This window comes from Bacillus sp. GW823-FHT06B01 (assembly GCF_058952315.1).
Genome location: NZ_JBXAHR010000003.1, coordinates 152208 through 177503 on the forward strand (window position 1 = coordinate 152208; position 25296 = coordinate 177503).

The 25296-nt window shown below is 33.2% G+C and carries 28 protein-coding genes and 3 pseudogenes; 25 read left to right on the forward strand and 6 right to left on the reverse strand.

Annotated elements, in window-relative coordinates:
- Window positions 1-398: 398 nt before the first annotated feature.
- The 4 genes and pseudogenes from AC1Q8N_RS13885 to AC1Q8N_RS13900 all read left to right on the forward strand — a co-directional run bounded on the left by AC1Q8N_RS13885 (window position 399) and on the right by AC1Q8N_RS13900 (window position 2206).
- Complete coding sequence (locus tag AC1Q8N_RS13885) at window positions 399-1067, forward strand: hypothetical protein (protein ID WP_142330289.1); 669 nt, start codon at window positions 399-401, stop codon at window positions 1065-1067.
- Window positions 1068-1196: 129 nt separating this feature from the next.
- Window positions 1197-1344 (forward strand): annotated as a pseudogene (locus tag AC1Q8N_RS13890) (DUF4176 domain-containing protein); the annotation flags it as partial.
- 178 nt (window positions 1345-1522) lie between these two features.
- Entirely contained in the window at window positions 1523-1993 is a 471-nt protein-coding gene (locus AC1Q8N_RS13895) for a hypothetical protein (protein ID WP_493521218.1), read from the forward strand.
- Between the two features lie 3 nt (window positions 1994-1996).
- The gene (locus tag AC1Q8N_RS13900; RefSeq protein ID WP_098642569.1) at window positions 1997-2206 is read left to right on the forward strand and encodes a hypothetical protein; all 210 of its coding nucleotides are present in this window, start codon (window positions 1997-1999) and stop codon (window positions 2204-2206) included.
- 98 nt (window positions 2207-2304) lie between these two features.
- On the opposite strand, the pseudogene AC1Q8N_RS13905 reads toward AC1Q8N_RS13900, so the two are convergent.
- Window positions 2305-2528 (reverse strand): annotated as a pseudogene (locus tag AC1Q8N_RS13905) (tyrosine-type recombinase/integrase); the annotation flags it as partial.
- A gap of 127 nt (window positions 2529-2655) precedes the next feature.
- Between AC1Q8N_RS13905 and AC1Q8N_RS13910 the strand changes: the two are divergent.
- The 3 genes from AC1Q8N_RS13910 (at window position 2656) to AC1Q8N_RS13920 (ending at window position 4603) form a co-directional block, all read left to right on the forward strand.
- Complete coding sequence (locus AC1Q8N_RS13910) at window positions 2656-3327, forward strand: hypothetical protein (protein WP_098642568.1); 672 nt, start codon at window positions 2656-2658, stop codon at window positions 3325-3327.
- A 412-nt stretch (window positions 3328-3739) separates the two neighbouring features.
- Entirely contained in the window at window positions 3740-4390 is a 651-nt protein-coding gene (locus AC1Q8N_RS13915) for a Yip1 family protein (protein WP_070168460.1), read from the forward strand.
- A gap of 51 nt (window positions 4391-4441) precedes the next feature.
- The gene (locus AC1Q8N_RS13920; RefSeq protein ID WP_003304587.1) at window positions 4442-4603 is read left to right on the forward strand and encodes a hypothetical protein; all 162 of its coding nucleotides are present in this window, start codon (window positions 4442-4444) and stop codon (window positions 4601-4603) included.
- Between the two features lie 106 nt (window positions 4604-4709).
- Here the strand turns inward: AC1Q8N_RS13920 and AC1Q8N_RS13925 are convergent, their stop codons facing one another.
- Window positions 4710-5048, reverse strand: a complete 339-nt coding sequence (locus tag AC1Q8N_RS13925; protein WP_098642567.1) for a hypothetical protein — start codon at window positions 5046-5048, stop codon at window positions 4710-4712.
- A 207-nt stretch (window positions 5049-5255) separates the two neighbouring features.
- On the opposite strand from AC1Q8N_RS13925, the pseudogene AC1Q8N_RS13930 reads away from it, so the two are divergent.
- The 9 genes and pseudogenes from AC1Q8N_RS13930 to AC1Q8N_RS13970 all read left to right on the forward strand — a co-directional run.
- A pseudogene (locus tag AC1Q8N_RS13930) lies at window positions 5256-5384 on the forward strand (GIY-YIG nuclease family protein); the annotation flags it as partial.
- 169 nt (window positions 5385-5553) lie between these two features.
- Window positions 5554-6183: a DUF4352 domain-containing protein gene (locus AC1Q8N_RS13935; RefSeq protein WP_098642566.1), complete on the forward strand. Its 630-nt coding sequence runs from the start codon at window positions 5554-5556 to the stop codon at window positions 6181-6183.
- 250 nt (window positions 6184-6433) lie between these two features.
- Window positions 6434-6730: a WXG100 family type VII secretion target gene (locus AC1Q8N_RS13940; RefSeq protein ID WP_000918588.1), complete on the forward strand. Its 297-nt coding sequence runs from the start codon at window positions 6434-6436 to the stop codon at window positions 6728-6730.
- A 162-nt stretch (window positions 6731-6892) separates the two neighbouring features.
- Window positions 6893-7168: a TIGR04197 family type VII secretion effector gene (locus AC1Q8N_RS13945; protein ID WP_098642565.1), complete on the forward strand. Its 276-nt coding sequence runs from the start codon at window positions 6893-6895 to the stop codon at window positions 7166-7168.
- A 40-nt stretch (window positions 7169-7208) separates the two neighbouring features.
- Window positions 7209-7571 carry a DUF3958 family protein gene (locus AC1Q8N_RS13950; protein ID WP_098642564.1) on the forward strand — a complete coding sequence of 121 codons (363 nt, stop codon included), beginning with the start codon at window positions 7209-7211 and terminating at the stop codon, window positions 7569-7571.
- Window positions 7568-9235 carry a DNA/RNA non-specific endonuclease gene (locus AC1Q8N_RS13955; RefSeq protein WP_098642563.1) on the forward strand — a complete coding sequence of 556 codons (1668 nt, stop codon included), beginning with the start codon at window positions 7568-7570 and terminating at the stop codon, window positions 9233-9235. Before AC1Q8N_RS13950 ends, AC1Q8N_RS13955 begins: the two co-directional genes overlap by 4 nt.
- A 2-nt stretch (window positions 9236-9237) precedes the next feature.
- Entirely contained in the window at window positions 9238-9720 is a 483-nt protein-coding gene (locus AC1Q8N_RS13960) for an antitoxin YezG family protein (protein ID WP_000447113.1), read from the forward strand.
- A gap of 605 nt (window positions 9721-10325) precedes the next feature.
- The gene (locus AC1Q8N_RS13965; RefSeq protein ID WP_493521219.1) at window positions 10326-10850 is read left to right on the forward strand and encodes a hypothetical protein; all 525 of its coding nucleotides are present in this window, start codon (window positions 10326-10328) and stop codon (window positions 10848-10850) included.
- Between the two features lie 599 nt (window positions 10851-11449).
- The gene (locus tag AC1Q8N_RS13970; protein ID WP_002087303.1) at window positions 11450-11608 is read left to right on the forward strand and encodes a hypothetical protein; all 159 of its coding nucleotides are present in this window, start codon (window positions 11450-11452) and stop codon (window positions 11606-11608) included.
- 217 nt (window positions 11609-11825) lie between these two features.
- Here AC1Q8N_RS13970 and blaIII read toward each other — a convergent pair whose 3' ends face one another.
- Both blaIII and AC1Q8N_RS13980 read right to left on the reverse strand, forming a co-directional pair.
- Complete coding sequence (blaIII, locus tag AC1Q8N_RS13975; protein ID WP_081143868.1) at window positions 11826-12776, reverse strand: class A beta-lactamase BlaIII; 951 nt, start codon at window positions 12774-12776, stop codon at window positions 11826-11828.
- A gap of 536 nt (window positions 12777-13312) precedes the next feature.
- Complete coding sequence (locus AC1Q8N_RS13980; RefSeq protein WP_098222557.1) at window positions 13313-14635, reverse strand: MFS transporter; 1323 nt, start codon at window positions 14633-14635, stop codon at window positions 13313-13315.
- A 225-nt stretch (window positions 14636-14860) separates the two neighbouring features.
- Here AC1Q8N_RS13980 and AC1Q8N_RS13985 point away from each other — a divergent pair, with 225 nt between their 5' ends.
- The 8 genes from AC1Q8N_RS13985 (at window position 14861) to AC1Q8N_RS14020 (ending at window position 23077) form a co-directional block, all read left to right on the forward strand.
- Window positions 14861-16450, forward strand: coding sequence for an ATP-binding protein (locus AC1Q8N_RS13985; protein WP_493521220.1), 1590 nt, complete (start codon window positions 14861-14863; stop codon window positions 16448-16450).
- A 19-nt stretch (window positions 16451-16469) separates the two neighbouring features.
- Window positions 16470-17147 (forward strand): response regulator, encoded by a 678-nt coding sequence (locus AC1Q8N_RS13990; RefSeq protein WP_493521221.1) that lies wholly within the window; start codon window positions 16470-16472, stop codon window positions 17145-17147.
- Window positions 17144-18121, forward strand: coding sequence for a tripartite tricarboxylate transporter substrate binding protein (locus AC1Q8N_RS13995; RefSeq protein ID WP_493521222.1), 978 nt, complete (start codon window positions 17144-17146; stop codon window positions 18119-18121). Before AC1Q8N_RS13990 ends, AC1Q8N_RS13995 begins: the two co-directional genes overlap by 4 nt.
- 125 nt (window positions 18122-18246) lie before the next feature.
- On the forward strand, window positions 18247-18444 hold the full coding sequence (locus AC1Q8N_RS14000) for a hypothetical protein (RefSeq protein ID WP_493521223.1): 198 nt from the start codon (window positions 18247-18249) through the stop codon (window positions 18442-18444).
- A 37-nt stretch (window positions 18445-18481) separates the two neighbouring features.
- Window positions 18482-19030: a restriction endonuclease gene (locus tag AC1Q8N_RS14005; RefSeq protein WP_050000889.1), complete on the forward strand. Its 549-nt coding sequence runs from the start codon at window positions 18482-18484 to the stop codon at window positions 19028-19030.
- A gap of 257 nt (window positions 19031-19287) precedes the next feature.
- Complete coding sequence (locus tag AC1Q8N_RS14010; protein WP_493521224.1) at window positions 19288-21054, forward strand: UvrD-helicase domain-containing protein; 1767 nt, start codon at window positions 19288-19290, stop codon at window positions 21052-21054.
- 79 nt (window positions 21055-21133) lie between these two features.
- Window positions 21134-22339, forward strand: a complete 1206-nt coding sequence (locus tag AC1Q8N_RS14015) for a TerD family protein (protein ID WP_493521225.1) — start codon at window positions 21134-21136, stop codon at window positions 22337-22339.
- A gap of 402 nt (window positions 22340-22741) precedes the next feature.
- Window positions 22742-23077 carry a hypothetical protein gene (locus AC1Q8N_RS14020; RefSeq protein ID WP_493521226.1) on the forward strand — a complete coding sequence of 112 codons (336 nt, stop codon included), beginning with the start codon at window positions 22742-22744 and terminating at the stop codon, window positions 23075-23077.
- Window positions 23078-23326: 249 nt separating this feature from the next.
- On the opposite strand, the gene AC1Q8N_RS14025 is transcribed toward AC1Q8N_RS14020, so the two are convergent.
- Complete coding sequence (locus AC1Q8N_RS14025; protein WP_493521227.1) at window positions 23327-23686, reverse strand: hypothetical protein; 360 nt, start codon at window positions 23684-23686, stop codon at window positions 23327-23329.
- Window positions 23687-24226: 540 nt separating this feature from the next.
- Here AC1Q8N_RS14025 and AC1Q8N_RS14030 point away from each other — a divergent pair.
- Entirely contained in the window at window positions 24227-24589 is a 363-nt protein-coding gene (locus AC1Q8N_RS14030) for a hypothetical protein (RefSeq protein ID WP_098829779.1), read from the forward strand.
- Between the two features lie 157 nt (window positions 24590-24746).
- On the opposite strand, the gene AC1Q8N_RS14035 is transcribed toward AC1Q8N_RS14030, so the two are convergent.
- On the reverse strand, window positions 24747-25106 hold the full coding sequence (locus AC1Q8N_RS14035) for a tyrosine-type recombinase/integrase (RefSeq protein WP_241670157.1): 360 nt from the start codon (window positions 25104-25106) through the stop codon (window positions 24747-24749).
- Between the last annotated feature and the right edge of the window lie 190 nt (window positions 25107-25296).

Here is a 25296-nt window from a genome sequence, read left to right on the forward strand (position 1 = left end):
AACCTGCATAAGCTTTTTTAATGACATGTTAGATTGTATATTCCGTTCTTAATATGTTTAAAGGGTGATTGGGTATTAAGATTAATTAATGGAATGAAAGATTTGGATTAAATGCACCTATTATTAAATTCGGGAATAATATCTTTAACGCTGAAAAAATATTTGATTTAGGGGTTATTGTCGGTATTTTAGAAACAATCAAAACAAGAAAAGGTAGAATGTTTCATGATTAGAATTGATTATATGCTAATATTCAATAGAAAGATTAAATGTTTGAAAATTCATAATAAAATCTTATAATATGTTTAGTAAAATTAACCAATGCATATTTTACTCATTATGTATTAAAGGGGAAATGAAAAAAGCTTGGTCAACGGTAGCGGGGTGGTTTAATTAACATGAAAAAAAATACAGATTTTAATAAAAAAGCTTTTGAATATTATATGGCTCTTTATGCTGTAAATGATATAAGATCGACTATAATTACTCTTGTTATTGGGATAGCAGATATATTTGTGCTTTTGCCTGCTTTTGCGAATCCTTTTCAACCACTATATATGTATATTATAGTTCCACCAGTTGTTTTTTTAAATGTATGGACAATATGGATTGTTATAAATCCTCGGAAACGGCAATTACAATACACTCTATTTCGTGGGGTATTTGGCATCGTATGTTCAGTAGGATTATTAGTTATAACCCAAAAGTTTGCATATGGAATGTTAGGATTACAAACTCCCATCTATTTTGTTTTTGCAGTTGGTTTGTATATTTTTGCTTTGAATCATTATTATAAAAATCATATTAAAAAACTTCAAGGACCAATCAAAAAATCAAAGTCATCGAAAAAAAACTCTGGTTTCGGAGTATTGGCTTTTGTAGGATTGGGTCAACTCATTGCTAATATCAGTCTTGGTTTTGCAACACAAAAGATGGTAGCAATTGTATTAATGTGTGTATACTCCATGCTTTCGTTTATGTTGTTTCATTTCATTATGGAACTCCATAGGTATTATTATTTAAGGAAGCATATAGAAGGTGGAGGTAGAACACATGAAACCATTTAAAGAGTCTGTATTGAATTTTAAGTATATAATCGTGGTTCTCCTATAGTCAGTAAAGACTGCGGAAAAGAAAAGGGAGAAGCAACATCATGAATATAGAATTACATTTAGATAAAGGAAGGATGGGGAATTATACAATTTTCTAAAGAAAAGTTTTTACCAAATGGCTCTATTGTTCTGTTAAAAGGAGGGACAAAAAAGGTTGTAATTTACGGAAGAAAACAACTACTTATGGTTGAAGAACCTGTATGACTACATAGGCTGTTTTTATTCAGAAGGATTATAAAACTAATCCACTTAACTAAGGTAGAACAGCTCCTAAGATTGTTGACAAGGGTATTTTTGATAAATATGGATTTGAAGGTGTTGCATACGAATTACCTGCCCCCATTAGTCGGTGGTTGGTAGAATATGGACGAAATGCTAAACTTATTAAGTAAGAGAGGAGAACGAGTTAAATGATTAAGCCTTTATACGTCGAAAATATTATAGTAGGTGTAAAATATAAAAATAAGCTCAATTGGTATATAACTGAATCGGATTTATGGTGTTTAGATTATAATCAAGCTGGATATTCTCCTAGTGAATATCCAGAAGAAAGAAAAGGCATTAGTATTTTAAATGAGACTACAATAGCTAACTTTGTAGAAAGAATAGAAAAATATAAAAGATTTACAGAAGATATTAGGTTAGAATTTTTAAGGGAACTAAGAACTAATAGAGAAGAAGCCAATTATGATTATAATCCATGTTTCTTAATAGATTTTGAGCGTTTAATTTTTTATTCTAATTATCCGGAATCAATATCTTTTGAAGAATATATTCCGGATAACTGGAGAGGTTATTTACAGCGATTTAATGAACAAGTCCCCTATGAATATAGATACTGGGAAGATAAGAATAAAAGCTATTTAGTTAGAGAGGATTAGGTCATTGAAGAAAATAAATTAATTATGATAAAAGAAACATTTAAAAATGAAGAAACTGGTGAACTAACGCCAGAAGTTACTATAATACTTGATGGGAATGTAAGGGGATTATTGGAAATAATTACGGGAAAACAAGGTTATTTGGATTATCCAGAAGCTCTAAAAGAAGTAATCTTTGAAGGGATTCATCATTTTGTGAAAAGAAATAAATAATAAGCTGACATATACTCTTAAGGTAAAGGGCAATTCCGAAAGGGATATGCCCTTTTTATTTTTAAAATTTGAAATGTAACTAAGATATTACCTTTTTCTTATTTAGTGATACCAATATATTTAAGTGAAATCTGTGGTGTGCTATGATTCAAGATTTCTTGCAACATTGCAATGTCTTTTGTTTATAGAACCAATAGCCGAAAGTTTTGCGCATAGTGTGAGTTCTAATAGATTTGATACCAGCAAAATCTCCGGCTTTTTGAGATTTTTGATAAGTCTAGATCTTATTAATGGGTTGATCTTCTTTTCGAGAAGGGAATAATATTTCACAGAAGGTGTGAAATGGGATGTTGATTTAGATGGTGATGGTGAAGATAAAAGTATTAAGGATATGGTGAAAACGGGTGCGAAAAAAGCCTGGTCAACAATAGCGGGGTGGTTTAATTAACATGAAAAAAAGTCTAGATTTTAATAAGAAAGCTTTTGCACATTATATGGCTCTTTATCCTGTAAATGAAATAAGAGTCCACGTAATTGGTCTTGTCCTTTTGGGGGCAGACGTGTTTGTTCTTTTGCCTGCGTTTGCGAATCCTTTTCGATTACTCTATGTATATATAGTAACTCCTCCAGTTATTTTTTTAAATTTATGGGCGATATGGATTGCTATCAATCCTCGGAAACGACAATTACAATACACTCTATTTCGAGGAGTATATGGCATCATATGTTCAGTCGGATTATTGGTTATAACTCAAAAATATGCTTATGAAGTGTTACAATTACAAACTCCTATCTATTTTATTCTTTCATTTGGTTTGTATGGTTTTGCTTTGTATTATTTTTATAAAAATCATATTGAAAAACTTCAGGAACCAAGAAAAAAATCAAAATCATCGAAAGGAACTGGTGGTGTAAAAGTAGCAGCTATTGCAGCGGGATTGGGGCAGTTAATCGCTAATATAATTCTTAGCATTGCAACACAACAGATGGGGGCAATTGTATTTATGTCTGCATGCACAGTGTTTTCGTTTGGTTTGTTTTATATGATTATAGAACTTCATAAGTATTATTATTTACGGCAGCATATAGAAGATGGAGGGAAAATACGTATAGGCTTTTAAAGAGGATTTGTTGCATTTCAAGTATATAATCGCATTCTTCTTATGGAAGCCATTCACGAGACTTATAGCAATAAAAGATGTATAAGTGGAAGATTATATTCTAGTAAAACATCTGAAGGAATGGAAATTAGGTTTGTTCTTATTAATGATAGGATTATAAATGTTTATCCAATGTATTAAAGAATGTGAGGTACTCAAAAATGAAAGTAACTACTCAGCCCATAGTTAAAAATGCAAGACAATATAGAGGTAATTGCTAAGAAGCACTCCCCCTAAGTTTCAGATGAAATTAAATGATTGAATATTTATATTTAAATAACCGACTATTTATGCTTTAATATTTCTAGGTACATAATTGGGATGATTAGGAAATTATATTTAAGATGTTTTAAGAAAGGGGAATGTTTTTTATATGGAAACTCCAGAAAATCAATTTAAACGTGCACTTAATCCTTGGTTCTCCATTTGGACAAAGCCACGTGATACAATGAAAGAAATTTTTATATCCAAACCTAAGAATGTGTTTTTACTTATTTTATTAGGCTCATTCGTACAGACTTTAGATCGAGCATCTTCTAAAAATATGGCAGATTCAATAAGTAGTCCAGTTTCATTAATCTCAATGGTTATATTCGGTACCTTTGTTGCTTTCTTAATTTATTATTTTTTGCTACCAGCGTTATTTAATTGGGTGGCAAAAAAACTTGGTGGACAAGGTACCTTTGAAAAAACACGTTACTCAGTTGCCTATTCTTATATCCCTTACGTTTATTCTCTTATATTAGTTTGGGTGCCTTCATTTTTCTTGTTTGGGATAGAAAACTTTACGAGTGAGACACCGGAAATGGATAGTAGCATAACTTTAACGATTTTGTTTCTTATTTTTGCCATAATTGATATAGTTATTGGAATTTGGACAATCATTATTTCCTTAAAATGTTTAGGAGAAGCACACCAATTTTCAGCATGGAAAGCATTATTAACAATAATAATATCCTTTATGATTATCATTCTTCCTTTGGTAATAATAGTATTTCTTATAGTAGGGGTTACAACTTTTTAATCATTTATTTGCCTCTTATTTACCCAAACGTTTTCTACGCGCTGTTAGTAATTGTTACAGGGTGAACAACCACATGATTCGGATGTTCCACTTGGCGAAGCGTATGACCTATATGATCAAATTGATCGCCCGTTTTACGGCCTGTTTTTCTTATTATCAGTGTTAACAGGAATTTGTGAAGGCAAACTTGAAAATCAAATATTAAACTATTAAACTATTAAAACCTTAAGGGAGCTGAGTAGATTGTCTTTGTTCGTCTCTTATTTTCCAATCGGAGAATAAGGGATGAATTTTTATGAAGGAGTAAATGCGGCCTTTGTTACCACTCCCGCCATTCTTCTGTTATATCTTCTTCGGATTCTAAGCTAGCTATTCGTGCAGCTGCATCGATAAATTCATAGAGATCTTCTCTTTCCATTGTTTCGATAAAATGGTCATGTTCGATATTGAGTTCATTTAATTTAATAACGACCTCTTTAACAACTTGCATGACTTCAGCTTCGGTTGGATTCTCACCTAATTGCTGTAAATGGTTAATGTAAGTGTCAAGAACCTTATTTGTTGCACTTATATTTTCTTCAGTGAAAAATTCCCCATCTTCATCATACTCAACCCATGAGGTTGTTGGTTTATTTTTTTTCAATTCATCAAATGTCATGATAACCTCCTAAATATGTTTTTTTTCTTTAATTTCATTCTACATTTTCGATCATATATAACAATCATTTTAGAGGGATTTTCTGTAAGTTGATAGTTTTTTAACTCATTTTGTGAGGTAATCTATTCGTGGTTTTTTTATTTTATCATCCTTATAAATGTAGTTTATCGCAAGAATGCACTAATAGATTTTATCACCAATTAAAAACATCGTGATGAAGTGTATCGTATTGATGTATGTATTGTAGAAAATCAGATGGAAAGAGGAATTTACGAAACATATATGATTAATGAATTTCAAGCGAAATATAATGTGAATAAAGTGTTTTATAAATAACATCAACGTAAAACATGATCTTGGTACTACATCAAGATCATGTTTTTTATATGCAATAAAAACAATTGATTATTCTTAATCATTCGACAAGATGCAACAATTTAAGATTGTATTTTTTGCTATGATAAGTAAGGAATTTATATATCGTGTTATTGGGGGATAAAAAGAGATGTTGAAAAAATTTACTACATGTATTTTAGGTGGCGCTTTAGTATTCAATTTATCTGGTTGCGGCAATGCATCCGACAAAACTTCTTCAGAATCTAAAGAAACCAATTTTAAACAAGAAGAAAAGAAAGTGCAAACAACTGATGAGGCGAAAACGAAAGAGAATACAAAGCAGAAAAATACGGAACAAACAAAAGAGAAATCAAAAGTAAAAGAAAAAGAGTATGCTGTAAACAAGGATTTTCATACACCTAAATTTGATGTAACTGTAAAAAGAGTTGTAGAAAGAGATAAGGTTGGTAAAGAAAGTATAGGAATCCAAGAACCTGAAAATGGACATGTCTTTATTGTTGTAGAAGTAGAAGGGAAAAACATCACAAACGAATCGATGAAATTAGCCGTTTTACCATCAGTGGATTTAGTGGATGAAAATGACAATGCTTACCAAAGTGATGTGTGGGCAGCTAGTAGTTATGAGGTTGAAAAAGGTGAGACCTCTACTATTACTAAGGAATTAAAACCAGGGGAGGTAAAGAGACAAAATAAAGTTTACGTGATTAATAAAGAAAAATTTGATACAGGAAAATGGTATGTACTTGTTAACCATGAGTATAAGGAACAAATTAAATAGTGTTTATTTATTAAGAGGAGATGGCTCCTCTTTTTTGTTACAAGTTAACACAGAATTTGGTTTTGAGGGACTGCCTTTTGGTGGTCTTTTCCGCATAAAATCTTGTAAAGTAAGAAAAAGTTGGATATTAATATTCTAATATTCAATAGAAAGATAAAACGTTTAAAAGTTCAAAATAATAGATTATAATGTGTTTAGTAAAATTAACCAATATATATTTTGCTCATTATGTATTAAAGGGGAAATGAAAATGGCTGGACAAATTCGTATGTCACCAGAGGAGCTTAAATCGAAAGCGGCTCGATATGGACAAGGTGCAAATCAAATTGAGGACATTTTAAGTCAACTACAAAACTTGCAAAATGAATTAAGAGGAGAATGGGAAGGACGTGCTTTTGAAGGTTTTGACCAACAGTTCAATGAATTAAAGCCAAAGGTACAAAACTTTGCACAGCTATTACAAGAGATTAATATGCAGCTTAATAAAACTGCAGAGGCTGTTGCTTCTCATGATGAAGAATTATCACGTAATTTCGGTTTGAAATAAAAATTGTTTTACTCTATATAACAAGCATTTCAAATGAGCCATACAGCTTATATTGTATGGCTCATTTGATTGTATGCCTAGCGCGAGTGATATTGATAGGGATATATATTTATTGAGATTTCTTTGGTGCGTTTGGAAAACTTATAGAAAGGGTTTGAAAGAATGGGACAATTTCAAAGTAATTTACAAACAGCAACGCAAATTGCTACCCAGATGAGAACAGCTTCGAATATAATCCAAAGTGCAACAAATCGTCCTATAACAAAGGCGACGCGTACAACATTATCTGTTAATTTGAAAGCACAAGAAGCGAATCAGCAAGTTTTAGACTTGACGAAACAATTTTCCACTGCTTTTCAACAAGCGGTTAATAATATTCATTCAGTATCTAATGAATTTGAGAGAATGGATAACGAACTTCACAACACTTTTCGCTAATGTGACAACCTACGTAAAGTAAAATAGTAGGAGGAAAAAGATGGATCGAGATATTGAAAACAAAATTACACAGTTAAATCAAAAGTTACGAAGTGTATTTGAAGAACAGGACCGAAATCAATTCGCGATTCAAGCTCAGGAACAAGCGGAAGCAGATTTTTATGAATGTAGAAGTCGAAATCGTCGTTTGTTTGATCGAATTTTAGGAACTTGGCATGGTGATAGAGAAATGTCTCAGTTTTTTATGAATACGTATCAAGATGCACAACATATTGAACGAAAAGTCACATTTGAATTGGAAAACAAAAAAGAAACGTTGCTTAAAGAAAGACGAGACCTTAGTGATTTAGAAAACGACCTTTCCTTTCAACAACAACAATTAACAAGGGAGGTCAACGCATGAGTTTAAATATGTATTTGGGAGAAGTACAAAACCAAACTCAAAGTATGAATGCTGTATGTACCGCTACCATTCAAGGTATGGAACAAGCTATTCAGTCGATTGACGCTTTTGCAATTGATACTGTTCTACAAGGACAAACATATAGCAGTGCAAAATCATTTTTTGTACAAACTTTTCGACCTTTAGCACAAGGAATCATTTATTTATGTGAAGAATTAATTCGTCAGAATGATGCTTTTCCAAGTCAATTTCAATCAAAGGTAGCTTCAACTGATGTTATCGAACAAGAAATAAGAGAACAAATACAGGAAATCAATCAATCGATTGCAAGTATAGAAGCGGTAGATGTAGCTATGCCAATGCCTGGAATAGACGCAATTGTTGCAGTCTTAGTTGCGATGAGAAAAAAACTTGAAGAAAAACTAGAGCATTTATATGAGTTTAATTATACTTCTAGTAGTAATTATGATACTGCACTCCAACTAGCCGCTAACATTGCGAAGGGTTTAGCGGAAGTCCAAAGTGGAAAAGGTTTTAGTCCCGTAAGTGGTACATTTAGTACACAGGGATTGAATATGGACTGGACGACTTCCATTCAAAAAATGACAGAAGCTAAGGCACGCGAAGCGGATAATTTTGTAAATAACAATTTATCAGATGATAATATCGAAGAAGGTACAATGTATGATACCCCCCCTGAAAAATCTATGCTTCGAAAAGTTTGGGACGGTATATACGTTGGTTCTGGGCAAGTTATCGGAGGGATTGTAGAAGGATTCAATTCACTAGATGATACAGTAACAAAAGAAAATATTAAGTATGCTATAGGCCATCCCCTAGAGACAGCATTTACTGCGTATAATACTTTTTCTGATTCATTTATGAATGATTTTTGGCATGGTGATGCAGAAAGTCGTGCAAAATGGGGAACAAGTACTTTTATGGAAGTTGGGATAGGATGGATTGGGGATAAAGGGATAGGCAGAGTAGGGAAAATAACTACACTCAGTGAAGGCGCGAATCTAGCAAAATTCCCAGAAGGTATCTCTTCCGTTTCGAATCAAATACCATTGAAAGACCAATTTGCTTTTGCTGGTGGAAGTGGTGGACAATCCAGGTTTAATATACCTGAGTTTAATCAAGCAAAGGATACGCTTTTATCCGCTAAAGTAGAATATGGAGCTCATTATGAAAGAGTTAAACGCAGAAAAGTACTTGCACCAGATGTAGAGTATAAATCACCATCAGGCCATACTTATAAAACTGATAGTGAGAGGCGAATTACTAGTGTAGAAGGAGAATTAAAAACAGGAGATGCTAAAAGAAATCCTTATGCACAACGAAAAGCTGGACAAAATGGACCGAATGGAAGAAATGATAGATTAAAAGATGATGATGGAGGTCATTTAATCGCAAGTATGTTTGAGGGATCTGGTGATATTGATAATTTGGTGGCAATGAATTCACAAATAAATCGTTCTGGAGGTAAATGGTATAGTCTTGAACAAAAGTGGTCGCAAGCTTTAGCGGATGAAAAAACGGTGAAAGTAAAAATAGAGCCTATATATTCTGATGATAGTATAAGACCTTCTCAATTTAAAATAGCTTATGAGATTAATGGAGAAATTAAAAAAATTAGGATAAAAAATCAATCTGGAGGATAAGTATGGAAACTGAAAAAATGGAAATAGTTTATCAAGAAATAGGTACAAAAATAGATGAAATTATACCAGGGGAATGGAACGAAATTTATCTATATGCTGAATTATTAGAGGATTCAACAGAAGCATACTTCTTCTTTACTACTCCTAAAAAAAATGGTTTTATTTATTCGAATAATATTCCAAAAGTATATGATGTAGATGAGGAGATTTATGATGACTTATTATTCGAACTATATGACGCATTAGAGAAATTACGTGAAGAATTTAAGAAAAATGAACAAGAATTATGGACAAACTTAACATTAATTCTACATGATTCAGGAAAATTCAAAATAGAATATGATTATACAGATGTGTTATCCCCTGAACATAATCCTACAGAAAGGGAGATAATATGGAAATACAAATATCTTGGTATTACTCCCGATAATGAAATTGATAAAAAGTTTTTAGATAATTATCTTAAAAATATAGAAGATAAATAAAAATATTGATAATTGTGTGTTATGTTATCCTCTATGAATTATCATTCATAGAGGATTTTTTATTAAATTCAATAGTTAAAAATGAATAATTCTCATACTTAATTATGAGAGGGAGTAGATAGGAACAGAATATAGTCCCGTTCGGAACAATGACGTTTGAGGGTTTACTTCATATCTTTGACCTTTGTATTTTCAATGTCTTGAATGTATACTTTTGTTGTGTATTTTGAGAATATCAGGGGAATTGATGAGAAGTCAACTTTTACTGGGATTCGAATGTAAACTAATAATAAAAAGTTTGCTTTCAAATTAGAAAAGGTTAGTCCCTCACTCCACCCCAGCTAAAAACCTCACACCCAAAAACAAAGGGGAACTCAATTGTTCAAACTCATATAAAGTTTCAATTTTGTCTAAGCATCCATTAGGATATACAATTGATCATCTATTTTTCTTTACATAATCTCCAGATACAGTCCATATCAACTATAGATTCTTGTCTTATGCTAAATGTAATCAAAAAAGCAAGTAGATAAAGATAATGACTAAAACATTAACTCTAGATACTTTTTTGATGAATATTACAAATAAACAGGAGGTAATGAAAAATGATTAAAACATTATTAGCAGGAGCACTTTTAAGTACAGGATTGGTAGCGGGAGGTGCAGTAGGTGCAGATGATGCGAAAATGGACAATTTAAAGTCAAATGAAAATAGTTCAAATCAAGTAATTACACAAAGTGCAGATGGAACAATGTCTTTCTCACAAAACTTTGATTTACCTAAAGATGCAGTGCCAGCAACTCCTAAAGGAGACGCAAAAACTGTTGAAAGAACAGAAGGTACAGGTTCTCAAGAAGGAAAAATGGTACCAACAAAAGAAGGTACAGATTCTCAGCCTGGATTTGAAATGGGAGCCCCTGAAAAACCAGAACATGCAAAAACTGTTGAAAGAACAGAAGGTACAGGTTCTCAAGAAGGAAAAATGGTACCAGCAAAAGAAGGTACAGATTCTCAATCTGGATTTGAAATGGGAGCCCCTGAAAAACCAGAACATGCAAAAACTGTTGAAAGAACAGAGGGTACAGACTCTCAAGAAGGAAAAATGGTACCAACAAAAGAGGGAAATTAAATAATATATAGTTATAACGAAGAGCATCCAAAAGGGGTGCTCTTTTTATATTGTAGGGATTAACTAGTTTTACTCAATATAGAACTGTAGGAGGAATTGGGGCTAGAATATAGGTTACTATCTCTTCAAATCATGGTGTTGGAAGCACTAGTTTTGGTGGTAACGTTACAACATAAACATTTTATTAGAGATTTTCTAAATTTACATACACTCTAGATGGACTACATATTAACTTCAGATACTTGTTTTATGATACAAGTAATCAAACAAAAGGAGGGCAATACAAAATGATTACAACAGTATTAACAGGGCACTCTTTTAAGTACAGGAGATTATTAACAGGTGGAGAAAATGTTGAAGATGTACAGACAGATAAATATATTCCATATGAACAAAATGAATGGTAGCAAACTCTAGAAAAGTATGATTCGAAGAAATTTGAGTTATAAAAAGAAAATAGATAAATATAGTGAAAATAGATAAATTGACAAGAGAAAAGCACTTTGTGTATATCACAGGTGCTTTTTATTTTTATTTTGATATAGGGCTTGAATTAAATTTTTAGACTAAAATATATACGGCAAAAAGGGGGGAGTTCATTGCACAAAGTTATTTATGGAATATTAATTTTAATTTATACTTTGTATTCATTTTTTGTAAGTGATGGAAGTGAAGTAAGGTTTATTATGGTGTTAACTATAGTACTTATCTTTTCTGTAGTTTTAGAAAAAGGAAATGCAAACAAAACGACTGATTAAAGGTCTTTTTGTTTGCATTTTTTAGTTGGCTATTACAGTCCAGATGTTTTAGGAATAGCACCAAATTGCCATCAAGCTTAAAGAATCATTTATCCCCAAACAATAAAAATGAGCTTTTTATTACAAGTTAGCACCAAATTTCGTTTTTGGGACACTATTAAATTTTTAGTTGATGAAAACACCCGCCTAAAATAGAAAACTTTTAACCTATTATCATTTATTCCGTAGCTTTTAAGGTATTTAACACGACCTTGGTTGCGTCTGCAATAAGTTTATCATCGTATTTAGCATCTTCTTTATCATGATTAGAAAGTATAGCAAGAACAATCGGCTTTTTATTTGGTGGCCAAATAATTGCGATATCATTTCTTGTTCCGTAAGATCCCGCGCCTGTTTTATCAGCTACTTCCCATCCTTTTGGTACGCCCGCACGAATCAATTTATCTCCAGTTGTATTTCTCTTCATCCAATCTACTAATAGTTCACGTTTTTCTATTGGAAGTGCAGTTCCTAATGTAAATGATTGAAGTGTCTTAGCTATCGCTTCTGGTGTGCTGGTATCATGTGTTTCTCCTGGATGCACTTCATTTAATTCAGGTTCAAATCGTTCTGAAGTAGTAACAGTATCTCCCATTTCTCTCAAGATTTTTTCAAATTCAGAGGGCCCCCCTAACTGTTTAAGAATCAAATTATGTGCTGTGCTGTCACTATATCGAACAGAAGCATCTGCAAGTTCTTTTAACGTCAGTCCTGTATCAACATGCTTTTCAGTAATTGGATTATAATTAGAAAGATCTTCATGAGTATACGTAATCCTTTGATCAAGAGCTTCTAATGAGTTCTTGCGTAAAAGAGCGCCCACAGCTAATGATTTAGATGTAGATGCAAATGCAAAACGATCATCTGAATGATAAGCAACAGTTTGATTTGTACCTGTGTCCAGTGCATAAATACCAAGCTTAGCATCATATTCTTTTTCAAGTTTAGCGAAAGATTGGTTACCTGTTGTATTTTCTTGTTTAATTTGATTAGCTTGATTCGTTTGTTTAGGTGGTTCAGATTGAGTGTTACTATTGGAACATCCTATAAGTGATACACATGAAAGTAATACTACAGGCACAATCTTTTTGTAATGTAAAATGTTAAAGAACTTGTTTAAAACGAACATAAATTTTCAACCTCTTTCAAGAATATATGGATTTTGTCTAGGTATTCTAAATACCAATGCAATTAAAGATGGCATAGGGTAACAATACTACTGCAGCTAAATTTTCACAGGTTAAAGGATATCCAAAACGTTTATATGATTGATAAGTCACGGTTTGGGCTGTTTCTTTTTTGTTTCCACTTGTAATGGTTCACCTGTGAAAGTATTACAATACATATTTTTTGCTTTTGGGAATAATAAGTCCTTTCATTTTTTTGTAATACATAAAAATAGATGTCAAACGGGATATGTTGTATCCAATCTGGACAACTAATATTAGAAATACACTTATTAGACACTCTAAGTAATAAATTTGTTCCACTTTAAGAGGAGGGAGAATTTTGGGTTTGTAAAATAACAATGAAACTACGTGTTTTTTCATCATACAAAAACCTCTACATATAAGTAGAGGTTTTTAAATTATATCTTAATGAATTATGCTTTTTTAGATAAAGCAAATCGAGTTCAGATTAACGAAAAACATAGAATACATAATTTTAACTAGACTTATTATTAACTAGTGTATCCCCACCACCAAGCTCCGCCTCAATCTGCGAAGTCTTCGATGACTCATCCATACGCCAATATGTGATAAAGCTGATAGCGATACAACCAGCTACGTAGAAGTAGAATAGTGATTCCATTCCGATACTCTTTAGCCATAATGCGATGAACTCGGCTGTTCCGCCAAATATCGCAACGGTTAATGCGTACGGTAAACCTACACCTAATGCGCGAATTTCAGTTGGGAAGAGTTCTGCTTTTACAATGGCGTTAATGGAAGTGTAACCAGTAACGATAATGAGACCGACCATCATGAGTAAAAATGCTACGATTGGTTCTGTCGTTTTTTCCATGAAGAAGAAGATCGGTGCTGTTAGTAATGTTCCGAGAATACCGAATGCCATTAATAGTGGGCGGCGTCCAATTTTATCGGATAGTAGCCCCGCAATTGGCTGAAGTACGACGAAAATAAGTAGTGCGGCAAAGTTAATCCAGCTTACAACCTCTTTCGGAAGACCGACTGTGTTTACCATGAATTTTTGTAAATATGTTGTGTACGTATAAAATGCGACAGTGCCCCCTAATGTGAGGCCGACTACTGTTAATACTGCTTTCGGGTGTTTCATAAGAGCGCGAACAGTTCCTGCGCTTTCGCGTTTTTGTGATTTTATGTTTGCGAACTGTTCCGATTCATCCATTGTGCGGCGAAGCCATAATACAGCTACTGCGCCCATCGCTCCAATAATGAATGGAATGCGCCATCCCCAAGATTTCATATCTGGTTCGCTTAGTAATTGCTGAAGAACAATTTGAACACCTAACGCAACCATTTGTCCGGCAACGAGCGTTACATATTGGAAGCTCGAATAAAAGCCTCGGCGTCCACTACTAGCCATCTCAGATAAATATGTTGCGGAAGTTCCATACTCTCCGCCAAGTGATAACCCTTGAAGTAAACGGGCAAGAACTAAAATAATTGGCGCCATAATACCGATGCTTTCGTAACTAGGTGTACAGGCGATAATTAAAGAACCACCGGCCATAACTGTAATGGAAAGCGTTAATGCCGCCCGGCGGCCGTGCCGATCCGCATAACGTCCCATTAATAAACTTCCGATAGGGCGCATTAAAAATCCAACTGCGAAAATAGCTGCTGTGTTCAGTAACTGACTCGTTGGATCACCTTTAGGAAAGAACTCTGCTGAAAAATAAACAGCGAAAGCAGAGTAAACGTACCAGTCGTACCATTCAATTAAATTGCCGACAGAACCTTTGAAAATATTGCCGGCGACTCGATTAGATTTTGCTTGAGCCATAATCATTCCTCCTCGTGCTTATAAATAAAATGATAATTATGAAAGCGTGTTCATTATAGTTGAATTGTACTGTCTATAGAATGAAATCTCAATATTATGACAATTTTATTCTTTTTGTACTTTATGTACATGGAGAGTTTTAATAGTTGCTTCATTATTAGTTTTGTCATAATAATAGAAAAAGGAGATTGATAGTTTTGAATATTTTATCAAAGGATATGAAGTATGAAGAAATCACGCAAAGTGTCATTACAAACGAAAATAGTAAGCTTAATTATTACGTTAATTTTATTTGTTGTTCTCCTATTAGCAGGAATATTTGTTTACATTCAGTCCGTTGATACGAAGCGACAAGTGGAACAGTTAGCACTGCAAACAGCGAAGTCGCTTTCTTTTATGCCAGCTATAAAAGATGCTTTTCAAAATAATGAGCATAAAAGTACGATTCAATCCATTGCGGAACAAGTTCGTGAGCAAGCTAGTGCAGATTATGTCATTATAGAAGATCGCTTTGGGGTGATGTATTCCCATTCTAATTCGGAGTTAATTGGCACAAAGAGTAACAATCCATATAACTATGAAGCACTCACTTTTGGTGGCTATTATACGCTTGAAGGAAATGGTGAAAGTGGTCCGGCTTTAATGGCAAAGGCACCCATTATTGTTCATAACGGAGACTACGATCAAGTTGTAGGTGTTGTGACAGTAGAGTTTTTAATAAAAGGTATTGAATCTAACATATTGAGTAGAACGAAAGAAATTATACTCTTTTCCTTAGCTGTATTAGTAGCTGGAATTGTTGGTGGCATTCTTTTAGCACGTAGCATTCGTAAAGACACACTCGGTTTAGAGCCGAATGAAATCGCAGCGCTATACCGGGAACGAAGTGCGATATTACTATCTATAAAAGAAGGAATTATAGCTATTGATCAAAACGGTTTTATTACGATGATGAACACCTCGGCAGAAGAAATGCTACATGTAAATGATGATTATATGCAGCGGCACATTTCAAAAGTTTTACCAGAATTTAATATGGAAAGAGTGCTAGAAAACGATCAAGAAATCGCATTTCAAGATAAAGTGTTTATTTTAAATAGGACGCCGATACTCGAAAATAATAGTACGGTAGGCGTTGTATGTAGTTTTAGAGATAAAACAGAATTGCAAAACCTTGTTAATACAATATCTGAGGTAAGAAAGTATTCTGAGGACTTACGCGCTCAAACACATGAATTTACAAATAAACTTTTCGTTTTATCAGGATTACTTCAGTTAGGACATTACAAAGAAGCAATTGAATTTATCCAGCAAGAATCTAATATTCATCAAAGCCAAAATCATATTTTATTCCATCAAATTCACGATGCGAAAGTACAAGCTATTTTATTAGGAAAACTTGGAACAGCGTCTGAGAAGAAAATTGATTTTCATATTGAAGGAGATAGTGCACTTCATCCGTTACCAGACCATATAAAAGTTTCGCACCTTATTACGATTCTTGGAAACATAATCGACAATGCATTTGATGCGGTGAGTACACAAGAGGAAAAGAATGTGTCCTTCTTTGTTACGGATATTGGGCACGATATTGTGTTTGAAGTGATAGATAGTGGGATAGGGATACCGGCAGAAAAAATCACGACTATTTTTCAAAAAGGGTTTTCAACGAAAGGAAATGATCGTGGTTACGGACTAGCAAACGTGAAAGAAATGGTAGATCTGCTAGGGGGAACAATTGAGATTCAAAATGAGAAAAATGGGGGAGCTATTTTTACAATTTACCTTCCGAAAACATTGAGAGAAAGTACATGACAAACAGGGGGATGGGCATATGTTGAAGGTTGCAATTGCAGAAGATGATTTCCGCGTCGCGCAAATTCAGGAGGAGTTTTTATCAAAAATAAAGGACGTAAAAGTGATTGGAAAAGCATTGAACGCGAAAGAAACGATGGAATTACTACGAAGGGAAGAAATCGATTTACTTCTATTAGATAATTACTTACCAGATGGAATCGGAACAGACTTATTACCAAAAATTCATGCTGACTTTCCAAACGTTGACGTCATTATGGTTACGGCGGCAAATGAAAACCATATGTTAGAAAAAGCAATTCGAAACGGCGTAAGCAACTACCTTATAAAACCGGTCACGCTAGAAAAATTCGTTCGCACAATTGAAGACTATAAAAGAAAGAAGCAATTATTACATAGTAACAATGAAGTGAATCAAGCACTTATCGATAACTTCTTTGGCCTTTCGCAAACACAAGACATAAAAAACTTACCGACAGGTGTAGATCCGTTAACACTGCAAAAAGTGAAAGGGATTATAAAAGGATTCGAAGAGGGCATTACAATAGAAGAAATGGGAGAACAAATGGGGGCCTCCAGAACAACCGCAAGAAGATACTTAGAATACTTAGTAGCGACAAATGAATGCACAGTAGAGTACACATACGGCATTATCGGACGACCAGAACGAAAATATCGCATAGGACGAGGACTATGAAAAAACGATTATTACTATGTATATGGATCATGACAGGAGTAATAGCTGGTTGTTCCGGAGAAAAAACGCACACGAATAAAGTGAACATAGAAGAAGTAGAAATCGTTGCGCCGAACGTTCAAGGAGCAGGATGGGACTTAACAGCACGAGCGATGCAAAAAACGCTAACAGAAGAAAAAATCTTCACAAAACCAATCACAGTCACAAACAAAGTCGGTGGCAGCGGTGACGTCGGATGGAAATATACGAAACAAAAAGGCGGTCACGTACTGGCGATTAACTCAAGCTTACTCATAACGAACAACCTACTAGGCCACAGTAAACTAACATATAAAGACTTCACGCCGCTCGCGACACTCGCATCGGACTGGGAAGTCGTTGTCGTATCAAAAGACTCGAATATAGAAAATGCAAAACAACTAATGGAACAACTAAAACAAAACAAGAAAAACTTCAAAATCGGCGTTGCCCCCGGCCTAGGGAACGACGATCACCTATCATTCGTACAAGTAAGCAAAGCATTCGGCATAAACCCTGCCGAACTACAATTCTTCGTCTACGAAAACAAAGAAAAAATCATAAACGCCCTAACGAACAAACAAATAGGCGCCGCAACCATGACCCTATCCGAAGCCGAAAGACAATACAAAGCCGGCAAAATAAAAATACTAGCCGTATCCGCACCAAAACGTCTAGACCGACTACCAGAAATCCCAACCTGGAAAGAACAAGGAATCAACGTCATCTTCCAGCACTGGAAGGGCATTATGGGCCCAAAAGATATGACGGAGGAAGAGGTTGCTTATTGGGATGGTGTGATTAAGAGGATGGTGGAGAGTGAGAGTTGGAAGGGGATTTTGAGGGAGAGAGGGTGGAATTCTTATTATAAGGATAGTGGGGAGAGTAGGGTGTTTTTGGAGGAGAGATATGAGTGGTATGGAGAGATGGTTGGTGGAGATAGAGGAGATAAGTAATTTTAGTGCTTTGTACTTATAAAATATCGATATCATTCTTAGTATATACATTTATATAAATGTTTCCTTTTATAAAAATAATGCGTTATTATAATTTTATAAATTAAGATAGAAAGGGAACTAAAATGGATGTTAATAATATAGAGTTACCAGAATCATTAAAAGAAGTACTTTGGGATGGATGGATGCTCCTTGGTATTATATTTGTTGTATGTACTGTGCTTGTAATTATTAGATCTTATATACCAGATGATATGCTACCTATAATTAAAGGTGCTATAGCATTAGTTATTTTAGGTGGGATATTTTATTTAGGTCATTAAAGTAATTATTATAGTTTATGAGTAAAAAGGAGTTAAGATGGCTAAGCGAAAGAAAAAGCAAGATGAATCAATATTGGGATCTTTACTAGTTATTACGTTTTTCGGAGTGTTGTGGAAACCGGAATTTTTAGTGCCAATAGTAATGGTATCAGCAGCAATTATATTATTATATATGTATGTAAATGTAAAAAAGCTAAGAGAACTTCGACAATCAGGAATTTATGATATTGATAAAATGAGCGGACACCAGTTTGAAAAATATTTAGGAAGTCTATTTCCTGCTTTGGGTTATAAAACAGAGATTACTAAAGCATCTAACGATTTTGGTGCAGATTTAATTTTGAGAAAAAATGATAAAAGAATTATTGTACAGGCAAAACGCTATAAGAATAACGTTGGAATTAAATCTGTTCAGGAGATTGTTGGTGCAAAAGAATTTTATAAAGCTGATGAAACATGGGTTGTTACAAATAGTGAATTTACAGCTGCAGCATACAAACTCGCTAAAGTGAATCGAGTTGTATTAATTAATAGAGAGAAACTTATTAAGTTAATTAGTCAGGGCAAACGAGAAAAGAGAAATTAGTGATACAGAAGGTCAGGTATAGACTTATGGAAAAGGCACTATGAAAAGTGTCTTTTTGTTTTGGATATAGAAAAATAATCCAGAAAACTTATATTTTAGTATATAATTTAAAATGAAAATGGCGTGTAATAATATTTTTAATAGTAAAAGAGAACTTTTGATTATTTTTTATTATTGCAACTCATTTATTTGTATATATTTATATTTAATTTATATAAATGAAATACACGCATAATATGAAAAAAGAGGGGATTCTTGTGGGTTTACACATTATACCGAATGATTTGCCAAGCTTGACTTCAGGTGAAAGAAGAGTGCTTGAAAAGATTCGCTCTTTATATAAAGACGTGGAGCGAGAAGCGTATTTATATATTCAACCAAGAATTAGACATTTAGAACCTGATTTTATTTTAATTGATTCACAAAGAGGTGTAACAATCTTTGAAGTGAAAGATTGGGAACTTTCTTATATTAATAGAGCAGATAGAAGAAAAATAGATTTAGCAGATGGAAAACAGGTAGATAATCCATTTTGTAAAGCTAACTTATACCATACTGCAGCACAGAGGTTATTTAGGTTGCACGATATTTTAAAAAATGAACGGAACGAATTAAAGTTTAAATTACATACTAATGCTATATTTCCGTATCTTCATTCTAATAAGATTGAAGAGAGTGGATTAGATCAAGTATTTAATCAGCCACCAGCGCAGTGTATTTCATCTGACATGTTAAGTACAGTAAATATAAATCAATTATTTAAAAATGAATTTAGTTTCGTAGAAGAAGATGAAATTATTGCAATACGAACACTGTTATTTCCAGAAATTAAGGTTAGTTGTAGCGATAATCAAATCAGTACAAAAGAATTAATTACAGCACTAGATGCAGAGCAAGAGCGTTTCGCAAAGCGTGTACCGTACGGTCACTATATGGTAACTGGAGTTCCGGGTAGTGGGAAAACGGTTTTATTGCTAGCTCGTGCAATTCATCTAGTACGTGAACATCCAGAATGGAAAATAAAAATATTAACGTATAATAGGTCGTTAAAAACAAAAATTGAAAACAAATTGAATTCCTTAGCAGCTGATCTTGCCTTTATGAATGTGCGCTTGGAGAATATAGACGTTAGCACTTTTCATAAATTTGCGCTAGATACAGCAAGTATATGTGTACCCCAAAAAAATACAGTGAAATGGTGGAATGAAGAATTGCCGGAAGTAGCTATACAGCGAGCTCAATCATCATATGATGCTGTTTTAGTGGACGAATACCAAGACTTTCTAGATGATTGGATTCGATTATGTGTGAAGTCTTGTAAAGAACATACGTATGTTAATAATCAAAAGGAAACTGTTACGGGGATAAATTTATTTTTAGCAGGAGATAGACTACAGAGCATCTATAACAACTCAGATCATAGCTGGAAGAGCTTAGGTATTGATATGCGCGGGAGAAGTTCTTTATTAAAGAAATCTTATCGTGCCGGTAGTCAACATATAGATTTAGCTCTTAATTTCTTGAAACAAGAAAAGAAATTGGAAGAGGAAGTAAATAAATTTTATTGTCCAATGAGCGAACTATCTTTTGAGAATGAAATGAAAGATGGAGTTAGTTTTATTGAAGGATCGTATGAAGATATTAGTAATAAAGTCTACGAGCTTATTAAGCGCAAGGGCTATAAGCCAGAAGATATATTAATTTTGTGTAGAGAAGGAAAAGATTGTGAGAATATACAAAAGAAATTAAATCGTGAGATACGCCAAAAAGTAAAAGTTACAAAAAATATTACTGAAGGACATTTAATTATTACAACATATCATTCATCAAAAGGTCTTGAGGCACCAATTGTCTTTTTAGTTGATGTGGACAAGTTTGAAAGAATGGAGCTTGAACAAAATGATATTAAACTACGTAAGCTATTATATGTAGGCATGACAAGATCATCTGAGCATTTATACATTCATGCTGGAAGTTATGATAAACCTTCCTTTGGACAAGTATTAAGGAACGAAATATCTTGAGGATATCCTTGAAAATCTAAAGAGGAGTATAATTGAACTGAATATTAAAACATTAAAGGTGTAGGACGGGGGAATTATAATGATACATACTTTAGTAAGGGGACAAAAGATAGATGTTACAAAGAATCATCCAGAGATGAAAGGATTACTGGTAGATTTAACTTGGAATGCCCCGATGAATATGGATGTAGATGCATCAGCTTTTTTAGTAGGTTTTAATGGGAAAATTACTAAAGAAGAGGATTTCGTTTTTTATGGACAACCTTATTCTAGTTGTCGATCTGTTCAATTAAATCAAAATATCGCAAATGGAAGTAAACAAAGATTTTCGATAGATTTTACTCATATAAAAGATGAGGTACAAAAGGTTGTATTTTCGATTACAATTCATAATGCTGAAGAGAAGAAACAGGTGCTACGAGATGTTTCCCATATTCAATTGAAAATAAACAACGCACAATCAGGATTAGAAATGATTCATTTTCCTATCACGTATCCATTTACAGATGAAAGTGCCATTATTGTTGGAGAGCTATATCGACATGGAGGAGGATGGAAGTTCAATCCTATAGGAGCTGGTTATTTTGGTGGGTTAGCTGCATTGTGTACAAATTTTGGAATAGAAATCGCAGAAGATGAAAAACAATTGGCTCCTCCTGTAGAGAAGAAAATAGTTCCTACTCCGCCTCCAGTACAAAAAACTATTAATGCAGTGAAGGTTGAATTGAAGAAAAAACAATCTATAAATATACAAAAATCTAAAATGGTAACAGCTACTTTAGAATGGGAAACAAATAAAGATTTAGACTTATACTGTTTTTACGTAACAACTAATGGAGAAATAGGAAAGGTTTATTATAAAAATCTAGGTTCGTCTAAAGTCTCGCCATATATTGTGTTAGATGGTGATTCGCAAGAGCCAGGAAAAGAAACAATTCGTATTTACCGACCAGAAGCTTTAAAATATGTTTTATTTGCTGCGTATAGTGCTGTCGGAAATGGGGTAGGTAGTTTCTATTCTATGAAAGCTAAAGCAGTTGTCGATAATCATATGGGAAGCGTTGTAACGGCACCATTATTAGAAATAAATGACCATGCTTATTGGGTGTGTATTGCTCATATTGATTTCACGAATTCAAATGAGATGAAAATTTCACATGTAGAAAGCTACTCAAAAGACCATTCAGAGGCTTCACCACTGTTGTATGAGAACGGGAAGTTTCGAATGGATGTCGGACCGATTGAATTTAAAAATGAAGAGGATTATCAGAAGTATTTTAAATAATAGAGTAGAAAATCATACATCATATTGTATGATTTTTCTTTTATACATAGTTTAGTGAAATGGTATTAATTGTAATTTGTTGCAACGGCGGAAAGAAGTTATTATTCGTATTGGTTACCTATCGAAAATCAATTCTTTGTATTAGACAATGTGGAGAATATTGGTTTTTATAATTACTTACAGACTGTTCAATCATATAGACAAATTTTTTGTTTGGGAAATAAATTTGATTTAATTGAATAGATTAAAGCAGAACAACCAGAATTATTAGAAGTACGAGACAATGTAGAAATTCGTCATAATGGAGAGGGTGACTAACAAGTAGGAGTTTATCATTATGACAGATTGCTAAATTTACCTTTTTTGATATAGAATAAAAGTATTATCAAAGGAGGAATGAACATGCAAAATATTGGCGTGGAATTTAAACTAAAAGTACATAGCAAACGTTGGGGACATAAAGACACTTACAATTTGACGAAAACTGAAAAGGGCTGGGTAGTTGGAACAGCAAAAGGAAAAGTTGAATCTGACACATACGCAAGCCCTGGCTTAGAAAAAGCTTTTACAGGTGAAGGGATTTCATATCCAGCTGACTTAGGATATTTCCTGTCTGATATTTGGGAGGCTTCTCAAACAAAAAGTGAAGAAGAAGTGAAGGAGTATTTTGACAAACTGGGAGAGTGGATTTCTACTACTGAAGCAACTAAACCAGACTTCAGCCCATTAGCCTTGTAATGAAAAAATAGGTACTCCCATTTCAAGGATTACTTATGAATTAGGCATCTGGTGTTTTGTAAGGCACCTATTATCAAAAAGGGAGAAACGAAACATTCAACCCTTTCAACACCAATAAAGAGGGCTCATAATGTGAGCTCCCTTTTTAATTTAAAGTAGGACCAATTTGAGGCCCCTTTTGCCATATCGTAAAGGATAGTCACAATGCGACTATCTTCGGTAAAATTTAAAGGAATCCGTTTCAGGTGCTTAGGAGTACATATTATTTTTTTCTTTTTCAATAAAAGGAACAAGTGCTTGTCTTTCAAAATCAAGAGCATCTTTAAAAAAGTCATAACTAAATATAGCTAATACTTCACCGTAGTTACTATCATATGAACCAGCGGAGCCCAATTTGTAAAGATAACCAGCTTCTTGTTGCAATCTATTGATAATCTTCTTAGAACCATATTTAATCATCATTTTATTTAATAGGAGTTTATCATCAGCAGTCGCACATTCATCGGTAATGAAACCTTTGTTATCTATCACCTCAACTATTGAGTGTAATTGATTAATTGTAAGTTGTTCAATAACCTGGTTAATTGAATCTTTAACTATATCAGTCATAAAATCTCCTTCCTATGTATGGAATTTTCACTTTAATTATACATGAAAATAATGGTAATTTTTTATTTTGCTCAGAATTTAATTTTTTAATATTATGAATAGTTTTTAACCTTTTCTTGTTCTTGATTTTCACTGTATTCTTGGTCTTTGAGATGTGCAATATCTGGTCTTAAAGTTGATGGGTCTTCAAAAACACAAACTTGATATTTTTTGTTTTTAGAAATGTTTGATGAATCTTAACCATTTTATAGTTGAAAATGAAGCAGACTATGTGCGTAAGCCTAAAGTTAATTAAACACTTCTACACATAGTTGAGGGTCATGATTTAGGTGTTAAGAGACTGCATCTGTAGAATCTGTATGTAGAGTGAATGGGATGGCGAAATTAGAGGGAAATAGTTGAGTAGGACAATGTTAGTAATAAGTTGTAACGTTTTATTGAATAATTAAGAATATGCATGCGTAAAATCTAATTAAATAGAATAGGTTTTTTATTTTGTGAAATTCAAGGACTATCATCCTTAGTGTAAGTGTAAATACTTTGAGAAAAAAAGCGATTGAGGCTGAAGAAAGAGGACATAAGTTTGAGAAAACTGATAGGGGACATAGACGTTATGCTAAACAAGAATTGGAAATGTTATTTCCTTCTATAAATGTTAATGAAAGTTTAAATATAGAATATAAAGTGCCAGATGAAAATAGAATCCAGATGGATATGCATTCCTATTCACATGAAATAAAAGTAATTATAGAAAAAGAATTAGGATTAATAAATGAAAAAATTAAAAAATCTGAACAGGTTATTATAGAACACAGAAAAAATATAGAAGAGAATAAGCTTAGAAAAGAAGGAATAGAAAATTTATTAGTATCAATTACTAAACATTTGAATAATGAAGAGTAATTTGTTTTAAATGTATTGTAGTGAATTTAATTTAGGTTTTTAATTAAGAAAAAGAAAAAGAAAAAGAAAAAGAAAAAGAAAAAGAAAAAGAAAAAGAAAAAGAAAAAGAAAAATGTAAATTTACATTTCGCTCTTTAAACCCTCTAAATAGTATAATTTAACGTAATATTTTTCGTTCCTTATTTAGCTTATCTATCAAGGGATTCAATGGTGAAAATTTATCGTGTTGATTAAGCAACGCCTGTTTCGATAAATGCGTATATCGTATCAACAACATACGCAAATCAGTGTACCCAAGCAATATCTGCAAATGACGTATATCTCCACCAGCCTCTAAAAACATCGTAGTACAAGTATGCCGGAATAGGTGGGGATGTACTCGCTTTATAATTCCTGTTTCTTCTACATACTTCCTCAGTCGTTTCCGAAAATGATTACGATCGATTTGCTCTCCATCGTTCTTAACAAAAACGTAATCCGTTTCAAACTCTTCGTTCTCTTTTATCAAATCTTTCAATAAATTTTAAACATTCCTCATCTGTTATACCCAATGGTAACTGGTGAAATTTTTCTAATGTAATACAAGCATTTCGGAGTTGTTTAGTCTTGCATCACTTTTATGTATTTCCCCTTCTCTTTTTTGATATCGTTTTTTTCTGTATTAATTTTAAAAGATAAATTGTTTATACTGTCTTTAAAATTTTTAA